The following is a 26,585-nucleotide window of genomic DNA, read 5'->3' on the forward strand; positions in this document are numbered from 1 at the left end:
CCTTATAACCAGTCTGGCACGCTGATGCAAGTTTTGCCGCCCGAAAAGGCGGCAAGAAGAGATTACAGCACTCGCGTCGTGAGCGTTTGACCGTGAAAACCAATCGCCAGCTCATCGCCGCTATGTAACGGCCCTACGCCTTCTGGCGTTCCTGTCAGTACCACGTCCCCCGCTTTGAGGGTGAAGAAACGGCTCATGTAGGCAATCAACGGAACGATGTGATGGATCATGTCTGCCGTTGAACCGTGCTGACGTGTTTCACCGTTTACCGTCAGACTCAGCGCTGTATTTTGTGGATCACCGTTAAACTCTGACACCGGAATGAAGCCTGATAGCGGGCAGGAGTTATCAAATCCCTTCGCTTTCTCCCACGGCTGCCCTGCTTTCTTCATTTTGCCCTGAATATCACGCAGAGTCAGATCCAGCGCCACACCATAACCCGCAATGGCTTTACGCACATGTTCTTCCGTTGCCTGGCGCAGGGTCGCACCAATCAGCACCGCCAGCTCAACTTCATGGTGCACCGACCCCATATCCGCCGGGATAACCAGCGGTTGGCGCAGGTCGCACAGCGCCGTTTCCGGTTTGATAAACAGCACCGGTTCATCCGGTGTTGCGCTGCCCATCTCTTTAATATGGTTTGCGTAATTGCTGCCCACGCAAACCACTTTACTCACTGGGTAATCCAGCAGAGCACCATGCCAGTTGTGATGTTGATACATGACTTTCCCCTAACGTCGTCTTAGATTTCAGGAACTGCATCGACGGGACACGCTGCTGCCGGATACAGTTTAACCTTTAGCGTCTGGTATATTTTGTTTTGCCACAGACAGATGCTGTTTGAGTAAATCTTCTGGCGGTGGCGGTAATTGTAAATAATAGCCCTGCTCGGTTAACGCCTGTTTTACTTTTTCAAGATCGGCGTTCACCAGTTTCTTGCGGCCATCAAGCGGTAAAATCATTGCCAGTTTCGGCTGACCAAAACCTTTCATCAGTTCTTCAGGAACACGAGAGAAATCGTCTTTTTTTTCGACATATAAATAGGTCTGGTCACGTTTGCTGCTTCGGTAGATCACACAAAACATATCTTTTACTCTGAATTCGCGGAATGGTGGCTTGCCTCAATATAATACTGACTATAACATGCCTTATAGTCTTCGGAATATCACCCCGCACTGGGGATGATAAATAGCAAATTGAGTAAGGCCAGGATGTCAAACACGCCAATCGAGCTTAAAGGCAGTAGCTTCACCTTATCAGTGGTTCACTTACACAAGGCAGAACCCGAGGTTATTCGTCAGGCGTTGGAAGACAAAATCGCGCAGGCTCCTGCTTTTTTAAAACATGCTCCCGTGGTGATCAACGTCAGTGGCCTTGAAAGCCCGGTAAACTGGCCAGCGCTGCAGAAAGTTGTCGCGTCTACCGGTCTGCGCATTATCGGCGTTAGCGGCTGCAAAGATGCCAAACTGAAGGCAGAAATCGACGAAATGGGCCTTCCTTTACTGACTGAAGGTAAAGAAAAAGCGCTGCGCACTGCCGCCATTGCTGAACCAGCTCCTGCCGCGCCAGTGCAAAACGTTACTCCCATCACAAAAACACGATTAATAAATGTCCCGGTTCGTTCCGGTCAGCGCATTTATGCACCACAATGTGATCTGATTGTTACAAGCCACGTCAGCGCAGGCGCTGAACTCATTGCTGACGGCAACATTCACGTTTATGGCATGATGAGAGGCCGCGCACTGGCAGGTGCAAGCGGCGATCGTGAAGCACAAATTTTTTGTACCCATCTGACGGCAGAACTGGTGTCTATCGCAGGTGTTTATTGGCTGAGTGATAAAATCCCAGCAGAATTTTATGGCAAAGCGGCGCGTCTGCAATTAGCAGAGAACGCTTTGACAGTTCAACCGTTGAATTGATCCCTTTTTAACAAGGAATTTCTATGGCACGCATTATTGTTGTTACTTCGGGTAAAGGGGGCGTTGGCAAAACCACCTCCAGCGCGGCCATCGCTACAGGTTTGGCCCAGAAGGGAAAGAAAACTGTCGTTATTGATTTTGATATCGGCCTGCGTAACCTCGATTTGATTATGGGTTGCGAACGCCGCGTCGTTTACGACTTCGTCAACGTTATTCAGGGCGATGCGTCGTTAAATCAGGCGTTAATCAAAGATAAGCGTACTGAAAATCTCTTTATTCTTCCGGCCTCACAGACTCGCGATAAAGACGCGCTGACGCGTGAAGGCGTCGCAAAAGTTCTGGATGACCTGAAATCGATGGACTTCGACTTCATCGTCTGCGACTCCCCGGCTGGTATTGAAACCGGCGCATTGATGGCATTATATTTTGCCGATGAAGCGATCATTACCACCAACCCGGAAGTGTCCTCAGTACGCGACTCTGACCGTATTCTGGGAATTCTGGCGTCGAAATCTCGCCGCGCAGAAAATGGTGAAGACCCGATTAAAGAACACCTGCTGCTTACGCGCTACAACCCGGGCCGCGTAAACAGAGGCGACATGCTCAGTATGGAAGACGTGCTGGAAATACTGCGAATCAAGCTGGTCGGCGTGATTCCGGAAGATCAGTCAGTCCTGCGCGCGTCTAACCAGGGTGAGCCGGTGATTCTCGACATCGATGCTGATGCTGGTAAAGCCTATGCAGATACCGTAGACCGCCTGTTGGGAGAAGAACGTCCTTTCCGCTTCGTTGAAGAAGAGAAGAAAGGTTTCCTCAAACGCCTGTTCGGAGGATAAGTTATGGCATTACTGGATTTTTTTCTCTCGCGGAAAAAGAGCACAGCAAACATCGCTAAAGAGCGGCTGCAGATCATTGTTGCGGAACGTCGTCGTAGTGACGCCGAACCGCATTATTTACCGCAGTTGAGGAAAGATATTCTCGACGTTATCTGTAAGTATGTACAAATTGATCCTGAGATGGTCACCGTACAGCTTGAACAAAAAGATGGCGATATTTCTATCCTCGAGCTTAACGTGACATTACCAGAAGCAGAAGAGTCGAAATAACCGCTTTTGTAAAACAGTCATGGTCATAAAAAGGGCAGATTATTCTGCCTTTTTATTTCTCACCATTATTCCAGCGTAAACGTTGGATACTTCTCATCGAAATAGCGGCGTAAAAACTCAACCGTAATACGGATTTTTGCCGACATTGCCAGGCGAGAAACATAAACAGCCCATATATTTGCTGGCTGATAATACTCCGGTAATATTTGCACCAAATGCCCACTATAGATGTTATCGCAGACATCCCACCATGAACGCAGCGCAATACCCTGTCCATCCAGACACCACTGATGTACCACTTCACCATGATTGGATGATAACGGGCCCGTGACTTTAATCGAATGCTCCCCCTCTTTATTGCGCATTTGCCAGATGCCAAACGGATGATCGCGCTCTTTAATGACCAGACAGGGAAAGGTGGACAGATCATTTAATTGTTTCGGTGTGCCATGCTGTGCCACGAACGCTGGCGAGGCACACAGAATACGATAATTCGTCGCTAGCTTACGGGCGATCAAGTTGGGCGCAATATCATCCCCAATGCGAATATCGAGATCGACACCTTCACTCGCCAGATCCACAAGCCGATCTTCAACATCGAACCTGAGCTCCAACTGCGGATACTGTTTTGCCAGCGCAGACAGCGCCGGTGCCACCACCCGACGGCCAAATCCAAAGCTACTGATGATCCGCAGCGTTCCCTGTGGGATCTGACGGACATCTGACAGCTCATCCATCATTTGATCCACATCCTGTAGGATCCGCTGCGCCCATTCGTAAATCCTCTCCCCCTCTTCGGTGATGGCTACACGCCGGGTAGTCCGGTGTAACAACACCACATTCAGCGTCTGCTCCAGCAGGGCGATACGTTTGCTGATAAACGCAGGTGAAACGCCCAACTCCTGCGCCACAGCGGCAAATCCGGCACGACGAGCCACCAGCATAAAGATGCGCAAATCATTTAACAGCGGCAGATTATTCATGATCTGTGTTTTATGTTTCACCAGTTAGGGGGATTAACTCTTAAACAGTCAATTATAGGATAAGGCGAAAGTCAATTTTGCTGGCATACAAGTGAGAGCTGCGATGAAGAAAACCTGGCGTATTGCCGCGATTCCCGGTGATGGTATTGGTCAAGAAGTTCTGCCTGAAGGTATTCGTGTGCTTCAGGCCGCTGCCGAGCGTTGGGATCTTTCGCTCAGCTTTGAGCACATAGAATGGGCTAGCTGTGAGTACTATACGCATCACGGCAAGATGATGCCCGATGACTGGCATGAGCAACTGAAATCCTTCGATGCGATCTATTTCGGGGCCGTAGGCTGGCCCGATACCGTGCCGGATCACATCTCCCTGTGGGGATCGTTACTCAAGTTCCGCCGTGAATTCGATCAGTACGTCAATCTGCGTCCGGTACGTCTGTTTCCCGGCGTCCCCTGCCCGCTGGCGGGTAAAAAACCCGGCGACATCGATTTCTATGTCGTGCGTGAAAATACAGAAGGGGAATACTCGTCACTGGGTGGGCGAGTGAATGCGGGTACCGAACATGAACTGGTTATTCAGGAATCGGTATTTACCCGTCGTGGCGTTGACCGTATTTTGCGTTATGCATTTGAACTGGCGCAAAGCCGTCCGCGTAAAATACTGACCTCGGCCACCAAATCCAACGGCCTTGCCATCAGCATGCCCTACTGGGACGAACGCGTCGAAGCGATGGCTGCACAGTATCCTGACATCCGCTGGGATAAACAGCATATTGATATTCTGTGCGCCCGTTTTGTTATGCAGCCTGAGCGTTTTGACGTGGTGGTCGCCTCCAACCTGTTTGGCGATATTCTTTCTGATTTAGGCCCTGCCTGCACGGGAACAATCGGTATTGCACCTTCTGCCAACGTAAACCCACAGCGCACCTTCCCGTCGCTGTTCGAACCGGTACACGGTTCAGCTCCCGATATCTACGGCAAGAATATCGCTAACCCAATTGCGACCATCTGGGCGGGTGCCATGATGCTGGATTTCCTCGGCAACGGTGATGCGAATTATCAGGCCGCGCACGATGGGATCGTGACGGCGATTGAACAGGTCATTGCCAGTGGCCCTAAAACGCCGGATATGCAAGGAAGTGCCACGACGCAACAGGTTGGTGAAGCAATTTACCAGGTCTTGCGGCGTTAACCGTCATCCCACTATAAACGGGAGCATCCGGCTCCCGTTTTTGCTCGCTTACTGTGAATATTCCAGCAATAGTGCGTTCAGGCGCTCGGCCATCAGCTCACCACGCCAGCCGGAAATTAGCTCAGGCAAGGAAGACTTCGGCTTTAATTTCCAGTGCCAGTTAAGCAACTGGTTAATCTGACGGCGGGAAGCCAGCAGCTCAATGCTAAGATTGTGTTCCGCGCTCACTTCAGCAACCAGCGTCTTAATGGCTTTGAATGCTTTGCGATAGCCTGGCATATCCATCAGGTTCAGCAGCGGTTCGGGTAATGATGCTTCCGGCAGGGCCAGTGCCTTCTCCACTAACGAAATCAGCGTTTTGCCGTGGAAACGAATTTCACTACCGGAAAGACCGAGGCTGTCCAGTTCACCCAGACTGCCCGGCATATAGCGCGCCACTGACCACAGGTGCTCTTCTCGTACCACAAAGTTCACTGCCAGGTCGCGTTCACGCGCTTTTCGCAGTCGCCAGTCGGCCAGCAGCTGCAGGCAGGCAAGCTGGCGGGTACGCAGTTGCCAGGCGTTGGTAATATCACGCCACGCATCCTCAGGCGCCAGTACTTCCTGGCGACGCTGCTGCATGAGACGGCATTCATCCAACGCGGCCGGTAGCCAGCCGGAGGCATCGGTTTCTGCCATCAGCTTTGCGGTGATCGGTAATAAATACCAGACGTCCGCAGCGGCATACTCACACTGACGCTCGGTCAACGGTCGGGCCAGCCAGTCAGTACGGGATTCGCTTTTGTCCAGCGCCACCCCCGTAAACTCTTCCACCATCGCGGCAAATCCCCACGACAGCGGACGACCGCAAAACGCGGCCAGAATTTGAGTATCAATCAGCGGCTGCGGAAGTTCGCCAAAGGTGTTGAGAAACACTTCCAGGTCTTCGCTTCCCGCATGCAGGAATTTGGTTATCGTGGTGTCGCGCAGAATGGCTCGCAGCGGAGACCAGTCGGTGATCTCCAGCGGATCGATTAGAGCAACGTGTTTGCCGTCAAACAGCTGAATGAGCCCCAGCTGCGGATAATAGGTACGCGTGCGAACAAATTCAGTATCCAGGGCAATCGCCGGAAACTCACGAACGGCTTCGCACAGCGTGGCCAACGCGTCGTCCGTGGTAATCATTTGGTAATTCAAATCGTGCTCTCTCAGGTTTGCGCCAAAAAAAACGCCGGATTAACCGGCGCTTTCTGATGACTGACTTAACGCTCAGCCTTTATTGTCCACTTTGCCACGGGCTTCGTCACGCAATTCTCGTCGCAAAATTTTGCCAACGTTAGATTTTGGCAACTCATCACGGAATTCCACCAGCTTCGGAACCTTGTAGCCGGTCAACTGACGGCGACAGAACGTAATCAGCGCTTCATCGGTGAGTGACGCGTCTTTCTTCACGACAAAAATCTTCACAGCTTCACCGCTGCTACCCGAGGGCACGCCCACCGCGGCAACTTCCTGCACACCAGGATGTTGCATCACCACGTCTTCAATTTCGTTCGGATAAACGTTAAAACCGGAGACCAGGATCATATCTTTTTTGCGATCGACGATGCGCAAGAAGCCTTCATCGTCCATCACCGCGATATCACCGGTGTGCAACCAGCCGTCTTTGACAATTTCATCGGTCGCATCAGGGCGCTGCCAGTAACCCAGCATCACCTGCGGGCCTTTCACGCACAATTCACCCGGCTCGCCCGGCGGGACTTCGTTATCGTCATCATCCACCAGTTTAACCTCGGTGGAGGGAACCGGCAGGCCAATACTGCCGCTGTGATAGTCAATATCGTGCGGGTTGACGCTCACCAACGGCGAACACTCAGTCAGGCCATAACCTTCCAGCAAATATTGGCCGGTCAGCTTCACCCAACGTTCTGCAACCGCCTGCTGAACGGGCATACCGCCCCCCGCAGAGAGATGCAGCGACGAGAAGTCCAGTTGCTGGAACTCTTTGTTGTTCAACAAGGCGTTAAATAGCGTGTTGACACCGGTCATGGCAGTAAACGGGTATTTCGCCAGTTCTTTCACCAGGCCCGGAATATCACGTGGGTTCGTGATCAGTACGTTTTGACCACCCAGTTCAATAAACAGCAGGCAGTTCATCGTCAACGCGAAAATGTGATACAGCGGTAGCGCGGTTATGACCAGCTCTTTACCCGGATGCAGCAACGGACCGTAGGTGGCATGAACCTGTTCGAGATTAGCCAGCATATTGCGGTGCGTGAGCATTGCGCCTTTCGCCACGCCGGTAGTGCCACCGGTATATTGCAGGAAGGCTAAATCCTCGGACACCACTTCAGGCTTCACATACTGCATGCGATAGCCGTTTTGCAACGCGCTGCGAAACGAGATGGCATCAGGCAGATGATATTTCGGCACCAGACGCTTGATGTACTTCACCACAAAGTTAACCAGCGTCCCTTTGGCGGTAGAAAGCTGATCGCCCATTCGCGTCAGGATCACATGCTGAACCGACGTTTTATCGACGACTTTCTCCAGCGTGTGGGCAAAGTTGGAGACAATCACAATCGCTGTCGCGCCGCTGTCATTGAGCTGATGCTCCAGCTCACGCGGTGTGTACAAAGGGTTCACGTTTACCACGATCATGCCGGCACGCAGAATACCAAACAGCGCCACAGGATACTGCAGCAGGTTCGGCATCATCAGCGCAACACGATCGCCCTTTTTCAGCCCTAACCCCTGTTGTAAATACGCCGCAAATGCCCGGCTGCGCTCTTCAAGTTTGCGGAAGGTCATCACCTCCCCCATATTCACGAACGCAGGCTGATCAGCATAACGCCTTACTGAATGTTCAAAGAGTTCCACCAGGGATTGATAACGGTCAGGATTGATCTCCGCGGGAACACCTGCGGGATAACGGTTAAGCCAAACCTTTTTCAATACATCACCTCTAAAATGCGTATTCGTCGTCATCACAACCCCAGACCATAAACAAACTGTTAACATAATATTAACTCAGCGTACCAGTTTGTTTATTACACAACGACAAGGTTGCGAAGCACGTCACTATTTATTTTTCTTATATCCATATGAATGCAGAAACAGCGGACACGCCGCTGCTTCTTTTTCAAATAAATCAATTGGTTATTCTGTAACTATCGTCTGAACCTGTGCCGGCCCCGGATTGTACCATCCCCATCCGCCATAACCGCCGTATCGCCAGCCACGCGCGCCGTAGAACCAGGGATCGATGGGCTGCGGAGGCATCACTATCTGCTGAGTAATATGCCAGCGTTTATAACCGGTTACCTGCATCAGCATGAACTTATACGGCGTACTGCCAATTTTACCGTCCACCGCGCCGCTAATCGGCCCCACGACTGTGACCAATTGCCCACGGAAATCCACCGGATCGAGAAAACCGTTAACATCGGCATAAATTCGCCCGCGCGAAGCCTCACCCAGAATCGGGCGTGCGCCGCTGTCGAGAGGAACAGTGGCAATCTCAAGTCGGGATTTCCCCTGCTGGTTCTGAATGTCCACCACTTTGCCGCCAAAGCGTGCTTCCTGCCCGACGTACAGTTGGGGCGCATTCATTACCCGCACCAGATCCTGTTGCGGCGTTGGGCTTGAACCTTTAATCGCATCAGGAATGGTGACACAACCGCTTAGCGATAACGCTAATACGCTTGCCAGCACACCTTTCATTAATTGCTTTTGAACCGCCATGTGCGACTCCCTTTTCTTAGCGCCTGCCCCGGTGCACTTCAAACTGCTGCGCATTCATCACGTTGAGTCAGTTTGAATTCATCGGGGGATGTACTACTAAGATTCATTCTTTACCGGGAAGTTTCTTCCACGCTACGGTGTTACGTAAATAAACCGGCTCAGCATGTTCAACTGCCACGGTCTTACCGGCTGCCAACATTTGCGTAGCGACAGGCAGCATATCTTCAGCCGCCGGAAGCAGAACATCGCCATCACGGAGCGCCAGACCACTGTCTTTACCCAGTTCAGGCCATGCAGGCCAGCCCGTGCCAACCGTCATCCAGTCGCCGGAAAGCTGCAGAAGTCGTTCATGAACCTGTTCCGGAGTTAACACCGCTTCGGTCTCTTCGCCGTGCCAGATGCCGTTTTCATCGCGCTGATATTCAGCCCAATAGACTTCGCCCATGCGCGCATCAATTGCGGCCAACACGCGCGTTGCGCCGTTTTTGCGCCAGGCACCCTGCGCCATGGTTGCCAACGTGGACACGCCGATCATCGGTAAGTTTGCGCCTAACGCTAACCCCTGAGCAATGCCAATACCAATACGCACGCCAGTGAAACTGCCGGGACCGCGCCCGAACGCCAGGGCGTCGATATCCGTTAATACGACATCGCCAGCGCTCAGGATATCCTGAACCATCGGCAGGATCCGTTGGGTATGTTCTCGTGGGCAAAGCTCAAAAAGAGCATTGATATTACCGTCATTCCACAGGGCGACAGAGCACGCCTCTGTGGCGGTATCGATAGCCAGAATTCGCATGGGTCTTCGTGATCAGATCAATAAATTTGGCGCGTATCTTAGCACAGTCTGTAACAAATTACTCTGTCGTTGGTATGGCAAGAAAGCGAACCGCGCGGGCAATGTCACGTGTGCGAGGTGCCGGTGGCAGACTCGCCAGGAAGGTCGCACCGTAGGGACGCATCACTAAGCGGTTATCACAAATCACCAGTACGCCGCGATCGTCTGCATCGCGAATCAAGCGCCCCACCCCCTGCTTTAACGTGATCACCGCATCAGGGAGTTGAACTTCATCAAACGGATCACCGCCACGCAGACGACAGTCTTCCATCCGTGCTTTTAACAGCGGATCGTCCGGTGAGGTAAACGGCAGCTTGTCGATAATGACCAGAGACAACGTGTCACCTCGCACGTCCACCCCTTCCCAGAAGCTGCTGGTCGCCACCAGCAAGGCATTCCCTGCGCTGACAAACTGTTGCAACAGTTGCCCTTTGCTGGTCTCCCCCTGCAACAGGACCGGAAGCGTCATAGTGGCGCGAAACTGCTCCGCCAGGTCGCGCATCATCGCGTGTGAGGTGCACAGCATAAAGCAGCGGCCATTATTGGCTTCAATAATGGGTCGCAGCATGTTGGCCAATTGACGCGCCGCCCCCGGTTGGTTGGTTTGCGGGAGATTGCGTGGTACACACAGTAACGCCTGGCGCGTGTAATCAAAGGGGCTCGGCAACAACATCGACTCTGCCTGCTCAATTCCCAGTCGCGCAGTAAAGTGGTGAAGATCGTCGTTTACCGACAGCGTGGCGGAGGTAAAGATCCAGCAGCCCGGCTTTTGGTCCATCACTTCTTTGAATTTATCCGCTACAGAGAGCGGTGTCAGTGCCAGGGTGAAATGCCGCGAGGTGCATTCATACCAGTAACTGAATCCCGGCTGGTTGATCTCTTTCAGGCGCTTCAACCGGGCACGATATAGCGTGGCGCGCTCAAACGCGGCGTCCAATAGCGCCGAACGTCCGAGCGACAGTTTCGCCACGTCGTAGCACAGTTCCAGTGTGTCATCGAGCAGTAAGAATGCCCGCTGAATACGCTGGTCCGCCAGCAGTTCACGCAGGTTGCCACGATAGCCAGGTTCGCCCAGTTGTAGACGAAAATCCTGCGCACTTTGCGCCAGGCGGTCGGCGCATTTTTGCAGCTGCTGGGTGTCTTTCAACTCGGTGCGGTACGCAATGGTAATGTCTTTGGCCAGATCGAGCAGTTGTCGGCTGGAGAGTGACTGACCAAAATACTGGCTGGCGATATCCGGTAGCTGATGGGCTTCATCGAAGATCATCACGTCAGCTTCCGGGATCAGCTCCCCAAACCCACTCTCTTTCACTACCATATCAGCGAGAAACAGGTGATGGTTGACCACGACCACATCAGCGTCCATGGCTTTTTTACGCGCTTTAACGACAAAACAGTCTTTATACAGCGGGCAGTCGCTGCCCAGACAGTTGTCGTTGGTACTGGTCACCAGCGGCCAGGCGTGTGAGTCTTCTGCCACGCTAATGCAGGTGCTGATGTCGCCATCAACGGTTTGATTCGACCACGAACGCAGCAAGATCACGTCGCTTAAGGTTTGCACTGGCAGGTCACCGCCCGCCAGCGCCTGTTGTTCAAGGCGTTCCAGACACAGGTAGTTGGAGCGCCCTTTCAGCAGCGCCAGTTTACCGGTGAATTCCAGCGCTTTTGCCACAGTGGGGAGATCGCGACTGTAGAGTTGATCCTGCAGCGCTTTCGATCCCGTAGAGATAATCACTTTCTTGCCGGCGCGCAGCGCGGGCGCAAGGTAAGCGTAGGTTTTCCCTGTACCGGTCCCGGCTTCTACGACAAGCGGCTGTGATTTTTCAATGGCATGCGCGACGGCGACGGCCATCTGTCGCTGTGGTTCACGCGGTTTAAAACCTGGTATCGCTTTCGCCAACTGACCGTCTGCTGCAAAATCGTCCGTCACACTACCCCCTGTTCATTTGAACAGGGATTATGTCAGGCCAGCGGGTCTTTCGCCAGTTGAAGAGGTGACGAGGGCACAACATTATGGCAGTCTTATCGCCAGCTGAAACCCATTAGTTAAAAACGTAAATGAGGAATAATTTATGACTATCGTGCGCATTGATGCCGAGGATCGTTTGTCTGACGTGGTTTGCCACAACAACACGTTATATTACACCGGCGTACCGGAAAACCTGGATGCTAACGCGTTTGAACAAACGGCCAACACGCTGGCGCAAATTGATGCGGTACTGGAAAAACAGGGTAGCAACAAGTCACGCATTCTTGACGCGACCATTTTCCTGACGGACAAAAGTGATTTTGCCGCCATGAACAAAGCCTGGGACGCATGGGTCGTTGCCGGTCATGCGCCCGTGCGTTGTACAGTACAGGCCGGGTTGATGAACCCGAAATACAAAGTCGAGATCAAGATTATCGCCGCGCTGTAACGGGCGTTACTCGTCCTCGTCCTCGTCTTCGAAACGCGCCACGATCCGTTCGCCGGTATGAGTGGCGCGAATTTCAGCCGCGACCTGAGTGATCGCCTCCCCGCTGCTCATCCCCTGTGACATCAGTTCCTGAATGCGCTCAACCGCTTTTTGCTGCTGTTCATGACTGAGTGAAGGTAAACCTGCAAACATTGTTAACTCCTGCTAAATTATCTGCGCTAATTATTTTATGCTACCCGGCAGTGAGCCTGTAAAGTAGCAACGAGTCAGGACTGATGAAGACGTTATCCCCAGCAATAATTACATTACCCTGGCGTCAGGACGCCGCTGAACGCTATTTTTCGACTATAAGCCATAAGCCATGGGCTATGCTGCTGCATTCAGGCCATGCCGATCATCCGCATAATCGCTATGATATCCTGGTCGCCGACCCTATAACGACGCTGACCACACGTGCCGAACAGACCATTGTACATGACAAAGACGGTATCACGAACACGATTGATGACCCGATGACAGTGTTGCGCTCGGTGCTAACATCTCTGGATATTCAGCCCGATTATAATCCCAACCTCCCATTTCAGGGAGGGGCACTGGGTCTGTTTGGTTACGATCTCGGCCGCCGCTTTGAATCACTGCCAAACACTGCCGAGCGAGATATCTCGCTGCCGGACATGGCGATCGGCATTTACGATTGGGCGTTGATTGTCGATCACCAGTTGAAAACTGTGTCGCTACTCAGCCATACCGATGTACAGGCCCGACTTAATTGGCTGGAAAGTCAATCCACGCCAACGCATAAGCCTTTTGCGTTAACGTCAGCCTGGCAGTCAAATATGAGCCGCGAGCAGTACGGTGAAAAGTTCCGCCAGGTGCAGCGTTATTTGCACAGCGGTGACTGTTATCAGGTCAATCTTGCCCAACGCTTTCAAGCGCAATACCAGGGGGATGAGTGGCTAGCTTTTATGCGTCTCAACCACACTAACCGCGCCCCGTTCAGTGCGTTTATCCGCCTCGAGGAAGGCGCAATTCTTAGCCTGTCGCCGGAGCGCTTTATTCAGTTAGAAAACCAACAGATCCAGACGCGCCCCATTAAGGGTACGTTGCCACGATTAGACTCCCCTGATGCCGATCGCCTGCAGGCTCAAACGTTGGCGAACTCGCCCAAGGATCGAGCTGAAAACCTGATGATCGTCGATTTGATGCGTAATGATATTGGTCGCGTTGCCGTACCGGGTTCGGTAAAGGTCCCCGAACTGTTTGTGGTTGAACCCTTCCCTGCGGTGCATCATCTGGTCAGTACCATCACAGCCCGTTTGCCAGAAACTTTGCATGCAACGGATCTACTACGCGCCGCCTTCCCAGGTGGATCGATTACCGGAGCCCCGAAGGTGCGGGCAATGGAGATTATTGATGAGCTGGAACCGCAAAGACGCAATGCATGGTGCGGCAGCATTGGTTATCTTAGCTTTTGCGGCAATATGGATACCAGTATCACTATCCGCACCCTGACAGCCGTGGACGGACAAATCTACTGCTCTGCAGGTGGCGGCATTGTTGCGGACAGTCAGGAATATGCGGAATATCAGGAAACGTTTGATAAAGTGAATCGTATTTTGCACCAACTGGAGAACTAAACCGTGGAAAACAGCAGCCTGACGCTTGATGATTTTTTATCGCGTTTCCAACTCCTGCGCCCGCAGGTGAATCATGAAGCGTTAAACCAACGCCAGGCTGCCGTGCTTATTCCCATCATCCGCCGCCCTCAGCCTGGGTTGCTGTTAACTCAGCGATCCGTTCATCTACGCAAACATGCTGGACAGGTCGCCTTTCCTGGCGGCGCAGTAGACAGCAGTGATGCGTCGCTGATTGCCGCCGCACTGCGAGAAGCCGAAGAGGAAGTCGCCATTCCGCCTTCGTGTGTTGAGGTCATTGGCGTTTTGCCGCCGGTTGATAGCGTCACCGGATTTCAGGTCACGCCGGTCGTCGGTATTATCCCGCCCAATCTTCCGTATCGCGCAAGTGAAGATGAAGTCTCTGCGGTGTTTGAAATGCCGCTGGCACAGGCGTTGCATTTGGGCCGTTATCACCCATTAGATATTTACCGCCGGGGTGACTCGCACCGCGTCTGGCTTTCATGGTATGAGCATTATTTCGTCTGGGGAATGACCGCCGGAATTATCCGCGAACTGGCCCTGCAAATTGGCGTGAAAGCCTGACGCTATTTGCCACATTTAGCCCGCCCTGCGCCGCTCTCCAGCGAGAAGCTATACTTATCTTTACGTGCGGAAGACACAACCTGAAACTCCCGTCACAACATTAGTAAAATCGCGGTTATCTATTAGTTTAATTCATGTGAATAGTTAAGCCGATCGCCGCGTTCCCTCTTACACTATGCGCAGTTATAACATCGTTACTGGAAAGCCCAGTCGCCCTGTAGGAGTATTATCGTGATTAGTCTATTCGACATGTTTAAGGTGGGGATCGGTCCCTCATCTTCCCATACCGTAGGACCTATGAAGGCGGGTAAACAGTTCGTCGATGACCTGGTCGAAAAAGGATTACTGGACAGCGTTACTCGTGTTGCCGTCGACGTGTATGGTTCACTGTCGCTCACGGGTAAAGGTCACCATACCGATATCGCCATTATTATGGGTCTGGCGGGCAATGAGCCTGCTACCGTGGACATCGACAGCATTCCCGGATTTATCCGCGATGTCGAAACCCGTGGACGCCTGCTGCTTGCGCAGGGTCAGCACGAAGTCGATTTCCCGCAAAATGACGGCATGCGTTTTCGCAACGGCAACCTGTCGCTGCATGAAAACGGTATGCAAATTCACGCGTACAGCGGTGAAACCGTTATTTACAGCAAAACGTATTATTCCATTGGCGGTGGTTTCATCGTTGATGAAGAACATTTTGGTCAGGATGCCGCGAATGAGGTCAGCGTACCTTATCCGTTCAAATCCGCTGCTGAAATGCTGGAATACTGCAACAGCACGGGCCTGTCTCTCTCTGGCATGGTGATGCAGAACGAACTTGCGCTGCACAGCAAAGAAGAGATTGAGGCGTATTTTGGCAACGTCTGGCAAACCATGCAGGCTTGTATCGACCGTGGGATGAACACCGAAGGCATTCTGCCTGGCCCGCTGCGCGTTCCTCGTCGTGCCTCTGCCCTGCGTCGTATGCTGGTTTCCAACGACAAGCTCTCCAACGATCCGATGAACGTGATCGACTGGGTGAACATGTTCGCGCTGGCCGTGAACGAAGAGAACGCCGCTGGCGGTCGCGTAGTGACCGCACCGACTAATGGTGCTTGCGGTATCGTGCCTGCAGTTCTGGCCTATTACGATCATTTCATTGAGCCCGTCAGCCCGGATATCTATATCCGTTATTTCCTGGCGGCCGGTGCGATTGGCGCACTGTACAAAATGAACGCCTCGATCTCTGGCGCAGAAGTAGGCTGTCAGGGGGAAGTGGGCGTGGCATGTTCCATGGCCGCAGCTGGCCTGGCTGAGCTGCTGGGGGCAAGCCCAGAGCAGGTATGTGTGGCAGCCGAAATCGGTATGGAACACAACCTTGGCTTAACCTGCGACCCGGTTGCCGGACAAGTACAGGTGCCATGTATTGAGCGTAACGCGATTGCCTCCGTTAAAGCGATCAACGCAGCACGTATGGCCATGCGTCGTACCAGTGCCCCACGCGTTTCGCTGGATAAAGTCATCGAAACCATGTACGAAACCGGCAAGGACATGAACGCCAAATACCGCGAAACCTCACGCGGCGGCTTGGCAATTAAAGTTCAGTGTGACTAATACTTAATTTTCGCCCATCTGCGACGGATGGGCGAATTTACCTCCTCACCCTCGTCTACTGTAATTTTCCCCACTACACTTGCTCTGTTGCTGTTGGCTTCTGTGACCAACGGCTTATCGGGCGGCCCGCATGCAAACAGCACAACGGATCATCAAAAATTATCGCCGTAATCGCTTAATCGTCTGCACAGTTTGTGCACTTCTGACGCTCATTCTTACATTATCTGTCCGATTTATTTCGGAGCGTAATTTAAATCATCATTACACCGTCACGTTCGCCAACCATGCCGTAGAAGAGCTGGATGACATCCTGCTCCCGCTGCAAACCGGACGTGATGTGCTGCTACCGTTAATCGGCCTGCCCTGCTCCGTGGCGCGTTTACCCCTGAGCAAACACGCCGCCAGACTGCAAACCGTACGTTCTATTAACCTTGTTCAGGGTGGCATCCTCTATTGTTCAAGTATCTTTGGCTATCGCAATGTGCCAATCAAGCAACTGCAACCTGAATTGCCCAGCCGGGAGCCGCAGCTGTTGCTGTCTACCGATCATTCATTGATTAAAGGCAGTCCTATTCTGACACAGTGGTATCCGTCGTCTGCCAATGGTGAAGATGGCGTGCTGGAAATCGTCAATATTGAATTATTGTCGAGCATGCTGCTTGAGCCACAGCCCCCGCAAATTACCAATGCCAGTTTAACCTTCGGGAAACGGCATCTACTTTACGGACAAGGCGTCGTCGACAAGCTACCGGAGATTGATGATGAACAGCGCTACCAGCTTTCATCACAACATTTTCCCTTTGCCATTAGCGTCAGCGGGCCAGGGGCCAGCGAGCTGGCGTTAAGACATCTGCCCACGCAGTTACCGTTAGCATTGATGCTCAGTCTGCTGGTCGGGTATCTGGCATGGTTGGCTACCGCCAACAGAATGAGTTTTTCCTGGGAAATTAATCTGGCCCTTGCTGAACGGGAGTTCGAGCTATTTTGCCAGCCGCTGTTGAATGCCAGCACCCAGCAGTGCACGGGCGTTGAAATTCTCTTACGCTGGAACAACCCACGTCAGGGCTGGATTTCACCTGAAGTGTTCATCCCGATCGCTGAAGAGCACAACCTGATTGTGCCCCTGACCCGCCATGTCATCGCAGAAACCATTCAGCAACGACACCTTTTCCCGATGAGCAGCCAGTTCCATATTGGTATCAACGTCGCCGCCAGCCATTTTCGCGACAGTATGCTGTTAAAAGACCTTAATCATTACTGGTTTAGCCAGCATCCCATTCAGCAACTGGTTATTGAACTAACCGAGCGCGATGCGCTCCTGGATGTCGATTATCGGCTGGTGCACGAACTCCACGATCTGGGGGTAAAACTGGCCATCGACGATTTCGGTACCGGCAACAGTTCGCTCTCGTGGCTGGAAAAGTTACGTCCGGATGTGCTGAAGATTGATAAATCATTTACCTCCGCGATCGGTACTGACGCCGTCAATTCGACCGTCACCGATATCATCATCGCATTGGGGAAAAGACTGAATATTGAGCTGGTGGCTGAAGGGGTTGAAACGCAAGCGCAGGCGCAGCATTTGCGGCGACATGGCGTACATATGTTGCAGGGGTTTCTCTACGCCAAGCCGATGCCATTGCGTGATTTTCCAAAATGGCTGGCGGGCAGTACACCACCACCCGCCCGGCATAACGGGCATATCATGCCCGTTATGCCGTTTCGTTAGGCCAGATTATTCGTCTTCATGGTGAGCAGACGGCTCTTTAACAATGCGAACGAGATCCACACGATAATCGTTAGCTTCGACAATGGTGATGCTCAGCGGTGCGACCTCAATCACATCCCCAACTCGCGGGATATGACCGTTCGCCGCAATAACCAGCCCCGCCACCGTGGCAATATCTTCGTCTTCATCCACCAGCGTATCAACGTCCAGCGCTTGCTGCAGCGCATGCAGATCGGTGCCGCCTTTTACCAGCCAGCCCCCCGCATCGGCGATGATTTCCGGTGTTTCATCGGCGTCCGGGAACTCACCAGCAATGGCTTCTAACACATCCAGCGGTGTCACCAACCCCTGAACGACGCCAAATTCGTTGGTGACGATAACAAAGCTGCCGCGAGCACGACGCAACACGCCCAGCAGATTAATCGGATCCAGCGTTTCGGGAACAACGATAGCCGGTGACGCAGAGGCAATTGCCGCCACATCCACGCCGTCTTCAAGGGCCACCAACAGCTCTTTAGCCCGCACGATACCGATAATTTCGTCAAGTTCACCGCGACACACTGGGAACAGACTGTGCGGCGAAGAGAGCAGTTGTTCACGAATTTCTGCCACGCTCAGATCCGCATCCACCCAACTGATTTCACCACGCGGCGTCATAATGCCGCGCAAAGAACGTGAGGCCAGCGACAGCACGCCGTTGATCATATAGCGTTCTTCTTCAACAAACGCCCCTTCTGGAACAGGTACCGGAATCGGGTTGTCGGACTCCACCTGTATACCGGCCTGACGTTTACCGCCCATCAGGCGCACAATGGCGTCGGCGGTACGTGCACGCAGCGGCAGCGTCGACTGGTGGCGAATAAAGTTACGACGGGCAATCTGGTTAAACAGTTCGATAATAATCGAGAAGCCAATGGCAGCGTACAGATAACCTTTCGGAATGTGGAAACCAAATCCTTCAGCAACCAGGCTCAAACCGATCATCAACAGGAAGCTCAGGCACAGCACCACAACCGTCGGATGTTGGTTCACGAATCGCGTCAGCGGCTTGGACGCCAGCAGCATCACCGCCATCGCAATCACAACCGCCGCCATCATTACCGGCAGATGGTTCACCATTCCGACGGCCGTGATCACTGCATCCAGGGAGAAGACCGCATCCAGGATCACAATCTGCGTCACGACAACCCAAAAACTCGCATAGCCTTTTGACTGCCCGGTATCATGCTCACGGTTTTCCAGCCGCTCATGCAGCTCGGTAGTGGCCTTGAACAACAGGAAGATACCCCCCAGCAGCATAATCAGGTCACGCCCCGAGAACGAATAGTCCATTACCGTGAACAGCGGTTTCGTCAACGTCACCATCCACGAGATAACAGACAGCAACGCCAGACGCATAATCAGCGCCAGCGACAGACCGATCAGACGCGCTTTATCTCGCTGTTTTGGTGGCAGCTTATCGGCCAGAATCGCAATAAAGACCAGGTTATCAATACCCAGCACAATTTCGAGAACAACAAGCGTGAGCAAACCCACCCAAATCTGCGGGTCCATTAAGAGTTCCATGACAAGCTCCTGCTTAAAGAATGACTAAACTGCGCCCTGGACATCTCAGGCGTTAAAGCAATATGCAGATAGAGTTTGTGGCAAAAAGTGCCAAACTGACAGGCTTGATACGACCTAAAGGTGAAATGACGTCGGTGACGATCCATACGGTGGGCTACTACCCTATACTCCTGAATAATTAAACATATGCTAAACATAACAGAGACAACTGGTTTTTAGCAAAGATTTACCTTCCTTTGCAATAAGTTGTGTCGGAGATATTTTACCCTTCGAAATTTCTTTTAATCGGAAGTTAAATTACGGATCTTCATCACATAAAATAATTTTTTCGATATCTAAAATAATTCACGAAAATCATAGGTTTTCCATTGTAACCCTTATCTGAATCGATTCGATTGCGGACGGCGATTCAAAATACATCTCGTTGTCGATGTGTTAACGATAATAAAGGAGGTAGCAAGTGACCATTGCTATTGTGATAGGCACACATGGTTGGGCTGCAGAGCAGTTACTTAAAACAGCAGAAATGCTGTTAGGCGAGCAGGAAAACGTCGGCTGGATCGATTTCGTTCCAGGTGAAAATGCTGAAACGCTGATCGAAAAGTACAACGCTCAGTTGGCAAAACTCGATACCAGTAAAGGCGTGCTGTTTCTCGTTGATACATGGGGAGGCAGTCCGTTCAACGCTGCGAGCCGCATTGTCGTCGACAAAGAGCATTACGAAGTCATCGCTGGCGTGAACATTCCCATGCTGGTCGAAACCTTCATGGCGCGTGATGACAACCCAAGCTTTGATGAATTAGTCGCACTGGCAGTTGAAACCGGTAGCGAAGGCGTGAAAGCGCTGAAAGCGAAACCGGTTGAGAAAGCCACCCCTGCCCCAGTTGCAGCAGCAAAAGCAGCAGCTCCGGCTAAACCGATGGGTCCGAACGATTATATGCAGATCGGACTGGCACGTATTGATGATCGCTTAATCCACGGCCAGGTAGCGACTCGCTGGACCAAAGAGACCAACGTGACCCGCATTATCGTCGTCAGCGATGAAGTTGCCGCAGATACCGTGCGCAAAACGCTGCTGACTCAGGTTGCGCCTCCGGGTGTAACGGCGCACGTGGTTGATGTCGCGAAAATGATCCGCGTCTACAACAACCCGAAATATGCAGGCGATCGCGTGATGCTGTTGTTCACCAACCCGACCGATGTCGAACGTGTCGTGGAAGGTGGCGTGAAAATCACTTCGGTAAACATTGGTGGCATGGCTTTCCGTCAGGGTAAAACGCAGGTTAACAACGCGATTTCCGTTGATGAAAAAGACATCGAAGCCTTCAAGAAACTCAACGCACGTGGCATTGAACTCGAAGCCCGTAAGGTTTCTACCGATCAGAAACTGAAAATGATGGATTTGATTGCCAAGGCGAAATAATTACCTGGCATTTACTTAGCTTTCACACTTAAGTCTGTATAGCAATAGGAGAAGTACAATGGAGATTACCACTCTTCAGATTGTGCTGGTGTTCATCGTCGCATGTATCGCGGGTATGGAGTCGGTGCTCGATGAATTTCAGTTCCACCGTCCGCTGGTGGCCTGTACGCTGATTGGCGCCGTTCTCGGGGACATGAAAACCGGTATTATCATCGGTGGTACCCTGGAAATGATCGCGCTGGGTTGGATGAACATCGGTGCTGCCGTTGCACCGGATGCCGCACTGGCCTCAATTATTTCTACCGTTCTGGTTATCGCGGGTCACCAAAGCATCGGTGCCGGTATCGCACTGGCTATCCCGCTGGCAGCAGCAGGCCAGGTTCTGACCATCATCGTTCGTACCATCACCGTTGCCTTCCAGCACGCTGCAGATAAGGCAGCTGAGAGCGGCAACCTGACGGCGCTCTCCTGGCTGCATGTGTCCTCACTGTTCCTGCAGGCAATGCGTATCGCGATCCCTGCGGTTATCGTGGCAATTTCTGTGGGCACCAGTGAAGTCCAGGGCTTGCTGAACGCGATCCCTGAAGTGGTCACCGGCGGTCTGAACATCGCAGGCGGCATGATCGTAGTCGTAGGTTATGCGATGGTCATCAACATGATGCGCGCAGGCTACCTGATGCCGTTCTTCTACCTCGGCTTCGTCACTGCGGCATTTACTAACTTCAACCTGGTTGCACTGGGTGTGATCGGCGCAGTAATGGCCATCCTCTACATTCAGTTGAGCCCGAAATATAACCGCGTAGCGGGTGCGCCAGCTCAAGCTGCTGGCAACAATGACCTTGATAACGAACTGGACTAGCAGGTGAGCGAAATGGTTGATATGACTAAAACTACCACCGAGAAAAAACTCACTCCGAGTGACATTCGTGGCGTGTTCATTCGTTCTAACCTGTTTCAGGGTTCATGGAACTTCGAACGTATGCAGGCGCTGGGTTTTTGCTTCTCCATGGTACCGGCAATCCGCCGCCTGTACCCTGAGAACAACGACGCCCGTAAGCAAGCTATTAAGCGTCACCTGGAATTCTTTAACACCCATCCATACGTTGCGGCACCGGTTCTCGGCGTAACGCTGGCGATGGAAGAACAGCGTGCTAACGGCGCAGAGATTGACGATGGTGCCATCAACGGTATCAAAGTTGGTCTGATGGGACCGCTGGCAGGCGTGGGCGACCCGATCTTCTGGGGTACCGTACGTCCGGTATTTGCCGCCCTCGGCGCAGGTATCGCGATGAGCGGCAGCCTGCTGGGTCCGCTGCTGTTCTTCATCTTGTTTAACATGGTCCGTCTGGCTACGCGTTACTACGGCGTGGCGTACGGTTACCGTAAAGGTGTCGATATCGTTAAAGATATGGGCGGCGGCTTCCTGCAGAAACTGACTGAGGGGGCGTCAATCCTCGGCCTGTTTGTCATGGGGGCCCTGGTGAATAAGTGGACGCATGTGAACATCCCGCTGGTGGTTTCCACCATCACCGGTCAGGATGGCCAAACGCGTGTGACCACCGTGCAGACTATCCTTGACCAGCTGATGCCTGGCCTGGTACCGCTGCTGCTGACCTTCGCCTGTATGTGGCTGCTGCGTAAGAAAGTTAACGCCCTGTGGATTATCGTTGGCTTCTTCGTCATCGGTATCGCGGGTTACGCTGTCGGCCTGCTCGGCCTGTAAGACTGCTATACAATACCGGGGGCCCTGCTCCCGGTTTTTCTATTTAGAAGGTTGAGGATTCATGACTATCACGGACCTGGTGCTGGTTCTTTTTATCCTGTCGCTACTGGCGTTTGCCATCTACGATCAGTTCATCATGCCCCGCCGTAATGGCCCTACTCTGCTTGCCGTTCCCCTGCTGCCTCGCAGCCGCGTCGATAGCGTTATCTTCATTGGGTTAATCGCGATTCTTATCTACAACAACGTCACCAGCCATGGGGCACAATTCACCACATGGTTATTATGTGCTCTGGTGTTGATGGGGATATATCTGTTCTGGATCCGCACGCCAAAAATCATCTTCAAACAAAAAGGTTTTTTCTTCGCCAATGTTTGGGTTGAATATAGCCGGATTAAAGAGATGAATTTATCTGAAGATGGCGTACTGGTGATGCAATTAGAACATCGGCGATTGCTTATCCGCGTGCGAAATATAGACGACCTTGAGAGAATATATAAACTCCTCATATCAAATCAATAAGTTACCAACATAGCCTGAGCTATAATTTTTGTGTATTGAAGCAAAAAAGACATAGCACGGGCTATATTCCTTTCTTCTATTTGTTATTTTATTTAACGTTTTATCGATAATTAGATCTAAATGAAAATCGTTTTCAATTAGATGTCAAATAATATTCCCGCGTTTCTTGTTTTATATTCTCAAATTATGTTAAGGTTGCGCCCGTCATTGGGGAGTAGCCGATTTCCAGACTCCGGAAATGTACGTGTCAACATACTCGTCGCAAGACGTGGCGCGTACGGACTGTAAACATACAGTCAGGCGAGACCATAGACACATCAACTGCAATGCATGTTTTCTGAACTGCGTGTTCTGACGTGTATGGTTACTGGGGGCAGTGATGTGTTTAATGGTTACCCCGGTCAGGACGCTGTTATGAATATCACCGCTACTGTTCTTCTCGCTTTCGGCATGTCGATGGATGCGTTCGCTGCATCAATTGGCAAAGGTGCCACGCTACACAAACCCAAATTCTCTGAGGCTCTGCGCACGGGTCTTATTTTCGGTGCAGTCGAGACGCTGACCCCGCTGATTGGCTGGGGAATGGGCATGCTGGCGAGTAAATTCGTGCTTGAGTGGAACCACTGGATTGCCTTCATCCTGCTGATTTTCCTCGGTGGGCGAATGATAATCGAAGGTTTCCGTGACAACGATGATGAAGATGAAGAGCCACAGCGCCGCCACGGTTTCTGGCTGCTTGTGACCACCGCAATTGCAACCAGCCTGGATGCGATGGCCGTCGGCGTTGGCCTGGCTTTCCTGCAGGTCAACATTATTGCCACCGCGCTGGCTATCGGCTGTGCCACGCTGATTATGTCCACACTGGGGATGATGATCGGGCGCTTTATTGGCCCGATGCTGGGTAAACGCGCTGAAATTCTCGGCGGGGTGGTATTGATTGGCATCGGTGCCCAGATCCTCTGGGCACATTTCAACGGTTAATTCACGCGCTGCCAGATATGAATACTAAAATCTGTCTGGCAGTCAAATATCTCTTTCCCCGCCAGCGTTTCCCAGACTTCCGGTTTTGCCCGCCAGGCGAAAGGCGTCATTTGCAGCAATGCCACGGCCTCGCTGCCGCTTAGCTGCATCTGATAGCCCAGCGCGATACTCTGCTGCTGGGCAAAGCCTTCCAGCTGTTCGGTGTGCGGCGCATGCAGACGCACCTCATCGTAAATCAGCCCTTTCAACTCCATTAAATGCCGCGGCCCTGGCGTGGCCGTAATCACCCATCCCCCCGGCTTCACCACGCGAGCCAGTTCCTGAGCTTTGCATGGTGCGTAGATCCTGATAATGGCATCCATTGAGGCGTCGGCAAAAGGCAGGCGATGGCTTGACGCGACACAAAAGGTCACTTGCGGGTAACGCCTGGCGGCAGCCTTAATCGCCACCTTCGAGACATCCAGGCCAAAAGTCGCGCCTCCTGGTATCGCATCTGCAAACGCGTGCGTGTAATACCCTTCCCCACAGCCGATATCCAGAATCGCCGCTTCATCTGGAGTTAACGTTTGCTGGAGGACGTTCACAATCGCCTCACGCAGCGGCTGATAATGCCCGGCGTCGAGAAATGCCCGGCGCGCCTGCATCATTTCGGCACTATCACCCGGATCGCGCGACCGCTTGTGTTGAACCGGGAGTAAGTTGACATACCCTTCCTTCGCCAGGTCAAACTGATGCCGGCCAGGACACGAAAAACTGTTTTTATCTTGAGTAAGAGGCTGATGGCAAAGGGGACAGGAAAACGACATGACAACTCCGGCAGATGGCTTCAGGGCGCAAGTGTAACGCGAATTGCGCCCTGGGAAAATAACTTACAGCGACGGAGAGGAGACGCTATTGCCGTGCATCACCAGCAAGTGCTCAGAGTCGGCGGGCATGCCATCCGGTTTGACATTTTCCAGACGCAGCACGTCCCCCATTATCTGACTAAAGACAGGGGCCGATACTGCGCCGCCGTAATACGCCCCGTTTTGCGGATTGTTGATAACCACCACCAGAGCAAACTTTGGATCGCTTGCCGGGGCGACACCCGCCGTGTACGCCACGTATTTATCGACATATTTACCGTCATCACCAATTTTCTTTGCCGTCCCGGTTTTCACTGCCACACGATAATCTCGTACCGCAGCCTTTGTTCCCCCGCCACCGGGCAGCGCGACGCTTTCCATCATATGCTCAACCTGATGAACTAACGCCTCAGACATCACGCGTCGGCCTATCACCGGCGGATCGATACGGGTAATAGATAGCGGTCGATAGATGCCAAAACTGCCGATGGTGGCGTAAACGTGCGCCAGTTGTAGCGGGGTGACCATTAAACCGTAGCCAAACGCAAAGGTCGCGCGATCCAGGCTACTCCAGTAGCGGCGCTGGGGCATTAAACCGCTACTTTCGCCGGTCAATCCCAGTCCGGTCGGTTCGCCAAAACCAAAGCTCTTATAGGTGTCCAACAGCCGCTGAATGGGCATGGCCAATGACAGATGCGACACGCCGGTATCGCTCGATTTTTGCAAAATACCGGTCAGCGACAATTCAGGGTAATAGCCAACGTCACGGATACGATGCCCATCAAGATTAAAGGGATGGGTATCAATCACGCTATCAGGCTGCACAATCCCCTGTTGCAGGGCGGTCATAAGCACCAACGGCTTAACGGTAGAGCCCGGCTCAAAGGTATCGCTAATCGCACGGTTACGAAAATCGTCCAGCACGGCGCCATCGCGATTGTTGGGATTAAAGTCAGGGAAACTCGCCATCGACAATATCTCACCAGTAGCGATACTGACCAGCACCGCCGCGCCTGACTCGGCTTTATTCCACGTGACGGCATTATCCAGTGCATCTTCGGTAACAGTCTGCAAGCGCTCATCAATACTCAGCTGCAACTCATGTGCGGGCACTGGCATCACTTCCGTGATGTTCTCAATCACATGACCAAACTTATCTTTGCGCACCAGTCGCGAGCCGGGTTTGCCCATCAACTGGCTATTAAAGCTTTTTTCTACCCCTTCAATTCCCTGACCGTCAATGTTGGTGAAACCAATCAGATTCGCGGCGACATGCCCGGCCGGATAAAAGCGGCGGGACTCTTCACGCAGATTGATCCCCGGAAGATTCAGTTTATCAACCCACTGCGCCTGTTGGGGCGAAATCTGGCGCGCCAGGTAGATAAAGCGTCCGGCGGGATTGCTGTTAACGCGTTCCGCCAGTGAACCAAGCGACAGATGCAGAGTCTTTGCCAGCGCTTGCCAGCGCTCGTTATAACCGACACCGCCTTTGCTAATAATCGTCTTAGGATCGGCCCAGACAGCGTTAACCGGTACGCTCACCGCCAGCGGTCGCCCTTCTCTGTCGGTAATCATTCCGCGCGGAGATGCTGTTGTGACTTCACGTAACGAACGCATATCCTCCTGCTTCACCAGGCTGGTCGGTGTGACTATTTGCAACCACGCAACCCGCCCCAGGAGCAGCCCCAGGCTTAATAAAATTGCCGCGCAAAGCAGGGCAAAACGTACGGGAGTAAAATTGCGTGTATCGCCGTCGTTTTTCTTTTTCACCTGGTCTCCAGCAAGATAGTTTTTCAGGTGACTGATTT

Annotated in this window: 27 protein-coding genes and 1 riboswitch; of the genes, 14 read left to right on the forward strand and 13 right to left on the reverse strand. The window is 52.5% G+C overall.

The features are described 5' to 3' along the window. Nucleotides 1-62: 62 nt before the first annotated feature. Entirely contained in the window at nt 63-722 is a 660-nt protein-coding gene (locus tag E4Z61_RS07040) for a fumarylacetoacetate hydrolase family protein (RefSeq protein WP_135322145.1), read from the reverse strand. 69 nt (nt 723-791) lie between these two features. Then, nucleotides 792-1,085: a YcgL domain-containing protein gene (locus E4Z61_RS07045; protein WP_135322146.1), complete on the reverse strand. Its 294-nt coding sequence runs from the start codon at nt 1,083-1,085 to the stop codon at nt 792-794. A gap of 126 nt (nt 1,086-1,211) precedes the next feature. Here E4Z61_RS07045 and minC point away from each other — a divergent pair, with 126 nt between their 5' ends. From minC to minE, 3 genes are read left to right on the forward strand one after another with little or no spacing between them, the layout of a single operon-like run. Continuing rightward, a complete protein-coding gene (gene minC, locus E4Z61_RS07050) occupies nt 1,212-1,919 on the forward strand; it encodes a septum site-determining protein MinC (protein ID WP_135322147.1) in 708 nt (235 codons plus the stop codon). 23 nt (nt 1,920-1,942) lie between these two features. Continuing rightward, nucleotides 1,943-2,755 (forward strand): septum site-determining protein MinD, encoded by an 813-nt coding sequence (minD, locus tag E4Z61_RS07055; protein WP_135322148.1) that lies wholly within the window; start codon nt 1,943-1,945, stop codon nt 2,753-2,755. 3 nt (nt 2,756-2,758) lie between these two features. Beyond that, nucleotides 2,759-3,025 (forward strand): cell division topological specificity factor MinE, encoded by a 267-nt coding sequence (minE, locus tag E4Z61_RS07060; protein ID WP_003833739.1) that lies wholly within the window; start codon nt 2,759-2,761, stop codon nt 3,023-3,025. A 65-nt stretch (nt 3,026-3,090) separates the two neighbouring features. Here the strand turns inward: minE and E4Z61_RS07065 are convergent, their stop codons facing one another. Further along, a complete protein-coding gene (locus tag E4Z61_RS07065) occupies nt 3,091-4,008 on the reverse strand; it encodes a LysR family transcriptional regulator (RefSeq protein ID WP_135322149.1) in 918 nt (305 codons plus the stop codon). A 103-nt stretch (nt 4,009-4,111) separates the two neighbouring features. On the opposite strand from E4Z61_RS07065, the gene E4Z61_RS07070 reads away from it, so the two are divergent. Continuing rightward, nucleotides 4,112-5,197 (forward strand): tartrate dehydrogenase, encoded by a 1,086-nt coding sequence (locus tag E4Z61_RS07070; RefSeq protein ID WP_135322150.1) that lies wholly within the window; start codon nt 4,112-4,114, stop codon nt 5,195-5,197. A gap of 48 nt (nt 5,198-5,245) precedes the next feature. On the opposite strand, the gene rnd is transcribed toward E4Z61_RS07070, so the two are convergent. The 5 genes from rnd to E4Z61_RS07095 all read right to left on the reverse strand — a co-directional run bounded on the left by rnd (nt 5,246) and on the right by E4Z61_RS07095 (nt 11,688). Further along, a complete protein-coding gene (gene rnd, locus E4Z61_RS07075; protein WP_135322151.1) occupies nt 5,246-6,361 on the reverse strand; it encodes a ribonuclease D in 1,116 nt (371 codons plus the stop codon). 84 nt (nt 6,362-6,445) lie between these two features. Then, a complete protein-coding gene (fadD, locus tag E4Z61_RS07080; protein ID WP_135322152.1) occupies nt 6,446-8,131 on the reverse strand; it encodes a long-chain-fatty-acid--CoA ligase FadD in 1,686 nt (561 codons plus the stop codon). Nucleotides 8,132-8,335: 204 nt separating this feature from the next. Continuing rightward, the gene (locus tag E4Z61_RS07085; protein ID WP_135322153.1) at nt 8,336-8,920 is read right to left on the reverse strand and encodes a Slp family lipoprotein; all 585 of its coding nucleotides are present in this window, start codon (nt 8,918-8,920) and stop codon (nt 8,336-8,338) included. A 103-nt stretch (nt 8,921-9,023) separates the two neighbouring features. Next, entirely contained in the window at nt 9,024-9,719 is a 696-nt protein-coding gene (gene tsaB / locus E4Z61_RS07090; protein ID WP_135322154.1) for a tRNA (adenosine(37)-N6)-threonylcarbamoyltransferase complex dimerization subunit type 1 TsaB, read from the reverse strand. Nucleotides 9,720-9,777: 58 nt separating this feature from the next. Next, nucleotides 9,778-11,688 carry a DNA repair helicase YoaA gene (locus E4Z61_RS07095; protein ID WP_135322155.1) on the reverse strand — a complete coding sequence of 637 codons (1,911 nt, stop codon included), beginning with the start codon at nt 11,686-11,688 and terminating at the stop codon, nt 9,778-9,780. A gap of 142 nt (nt 11,689-11,830) precedes the next feature. On the opposite strand from E4Z61_RS07095, the gene E4Z61_RS07100 reads away from it, so the two are divergent. Next, nucleotides 11,831-12,175 carry a RidA family protein gene (locus tag E4Z61_RS07100; RefSeq protein ID WP_135322156.1) on the forward strand — a complete coding sequence of 115 codons (345 nt, stop codon included), beginning with the start codon at nt 11,831-11,833 and terminating at the stop codon, nt 12,173-12,175. A gap of 6 nt (nt 12,176-12,181) precedes the next feature. Here E4Z61_RS07100 and E4Z61_RS07105 read toward each other — a convergent pair whose 3' ends face one another. After that, a complete protein-coding gene (locus E4Z61_RS07105; RefSeq protein WP_135322157.1) occupies nt 12,182-12,367 on the reverse strand; it encodes a YoaH family protein in 186 nt (61 codons plus the stop codon). A gap of 83 nt (nt 12,368-12,450) precedes the next feature. Between E4Z61_RS07105 and pabB the strand changes: the two genes are divergently transcribed. From pabB to E4Z61_RS07125, 4 genes are all read left to right on the forward strand, one after another. Then, nucleotides 12,451-13,812 (forward strand): aminodeoxychorismate synthase component 1, encoded by a 1,362-nt coding sequence (gene pabB, locus E4Z61_RS07110; protein ID WP_135322158.1) that lies wholly within the window; start codon nt 12,451-12,453, stop codon nt 13,810-13,812. A gap of 3 nt (nt 13,813-13,815) precedes the next feature. Next, nucleotides 13,816-14,394 carry a CoA pyrophosphatase gene (locus E4Z61_RS07115; RefSeq protein ID WP_135322159.1) on the forward strand — a complete coding sequence of 193 codons (579 nt, stop codon included), beginning with the start codon at nt 13,816-13,818 and terminating at the stop codon, nt 14,392-14,394. A gap of 231 nt (nt 14,395-14,625) precedes the next feature. Continuing rightward, a complete protein-coding gene (gene sdaA, locus E4Z61_RS07120) occupies nt 14,626-15,990 on the forward strand; it encodes an L-serine ammonia-lyase (protein WP_135322160.1) in 1,365 nt (454 codons plus the stop codon). A 130-nt stretch (nt 15,991-16,120) separates the two neighbouring features. Further along, the gene (locus E4Z61_RS07125; RefSeq protein ID WP_135322161.1) at nt 16,121-17,719 is read left to right on the forward strand and encodes an EAL domain-containing protein; all 1,599 of its coding nucleotides are present in this window, start codon (nt 16,121-16,123) and stop codon (nt 17,717-17,719) included. Between the two features lie 6 nt (nt 17,720-17,725). Here the strand turns inward: E4Z61_RS07125 and yoaE are convergent, their stop codons facing one another. Both yoaE and E4Z61_RS24370 read right to left on the reverse strand, forming a co-directional pair. After that, nucleotides 17,726-19,285, reverse strand: coding sequence for a CNNM family cation transport protein YoaE (gene yoaE, locus E4Z61_RS07130; protein ID WP_135322162.1), 1,560 nt, complete (start codon nt 19,283-19,285; stop codon nt 17,726-17,728). Continuing rightward, nucleotides 19,273-19,482, reverse strand: a complete 210-nt coding sequence (locus E4Z61_RS24370) for a protein YoaL (RefSeq protein WP_420808700.1) — start codon at nt 19,480-19,482, stop codon at nt 19,273-19,275. The genes yoaE and E4Z61_RS24370 overlap by 13 nt, the downstream gene beginning before the upstream one ends. 263 nt (nt 19,483-19,745) lie before the next feature. Here E4Z61_RS24370 and manX point away from each other — a divergent pair, with 263 nt between their 5' ends. From manX to mntP, 5 genes are all read left to right on the forward strand, one after another. Beyond that, the gene (manX, locus tag E4Z61_RS07135; RefSeq protein WP_135322163.1) at nt 19,746-20,708 is read left to right on the forward strand and encodes a PTS mannose transporter subunit IIAB; all 963 of its coding nucleotides are present in this window, start codon (nt 19,746-19,748) and stop codon (nt 20,706-20,708) included. A gap of 58 nt (nt 20,709-20,766) precedes the next feature. Next, a complete protein-coding gene (locus E4Z61_RS07140) occupies nt 20,767-21,567 on the forward strand; it encodes a PTS mannose/fructose/sorbose transporter subunit IIC (RefSeq protein ID WP_096756709.1) in 801 nt (266 codons plus the stop codon). Nucleotides 21,568-21,579: 12 nt separating this feature from the next. After that, nucleotides 21,580-22,431: a PTS mannose transporter subunit IID gene (locus tag E4Z61_RS07145; protein WP_135322164.1), complete on the forward strand. Its 852-nt coding sequence runs from the start codon at nt 21,580-21,582 to the stop codon at nt 22,429-22,431. 61 nt (nt 22,432-22,492) lie between these two features. Further along, on the forward strand, nt 22,493-22,951 hold the full coding sequence (locus E4Z61_RS07150; protein WP_096756707.1) for a DUF986 family protein: 459 nt from the start codon (nt 22,493-22,495) through the stop codon (nt 22,949-22,951). A gap of 197 nt (nt 22,952-23,148) precedes the next feature. Further along, nucleotides 23,149-23,249, forward strand: a riboswitch (yybP-ykoY riboswitch). 116 nt (nt 23,250-23,365) lie between these two features. Beyond that, nucleotides 23,366-23,932, forward strand: a complete 567-nt coding sequence (gene mntP, locus E4Z61_RS07155) for a manganese efflux pump MntP (RefSeq protein ID WP_135322165.1) — start codon at nt 23,366-23,368, stop codon at nt 23,930-23,932. Here mntP and rlmA read toward each other — a convergent pair. Beyond that, a complete protein-coding gene (gene rlmA, locus E4Z61_RS07160) occupies nt 23,929-24,738 on the reverse strand; it encodes a 23S rRNA (guanine(745)-N(1))-methyltransferase (protein ID WP_135322166.1) in 810 nt (269 codons plus the stop codon). The genes mntP and rlmA overlap by 4 nt on opposite strands. A gap of 63 nt (nt 24,739-24,801) precedes the next feature. Further along, nucleotides 24,802-26,547 (reverse strand): peptidoglycan glycosyltransferase FtsI, encoded by a 1,746-nt coding sequence (gene ftsI / locus E4Z61_RS07165; RefSeq protein ID WP_135322167.1) that lies wholly within the window; start codon nt 26,545-26,547, stop codon nt 24,802-24,804. Nucleotides 26,548-26,585: the final 38 nt, after the last annotated feature.

Origin of the sequence: Citrobacter tructae (assembly GCF_004684345.1) — a bacterium.
Lineage (GTDB): Bacteria > Pseudomonadota > Gammaproteobacteria > Enterobacterales > Enterobacteriaceae > Citrobacter > Citrobacter tructae.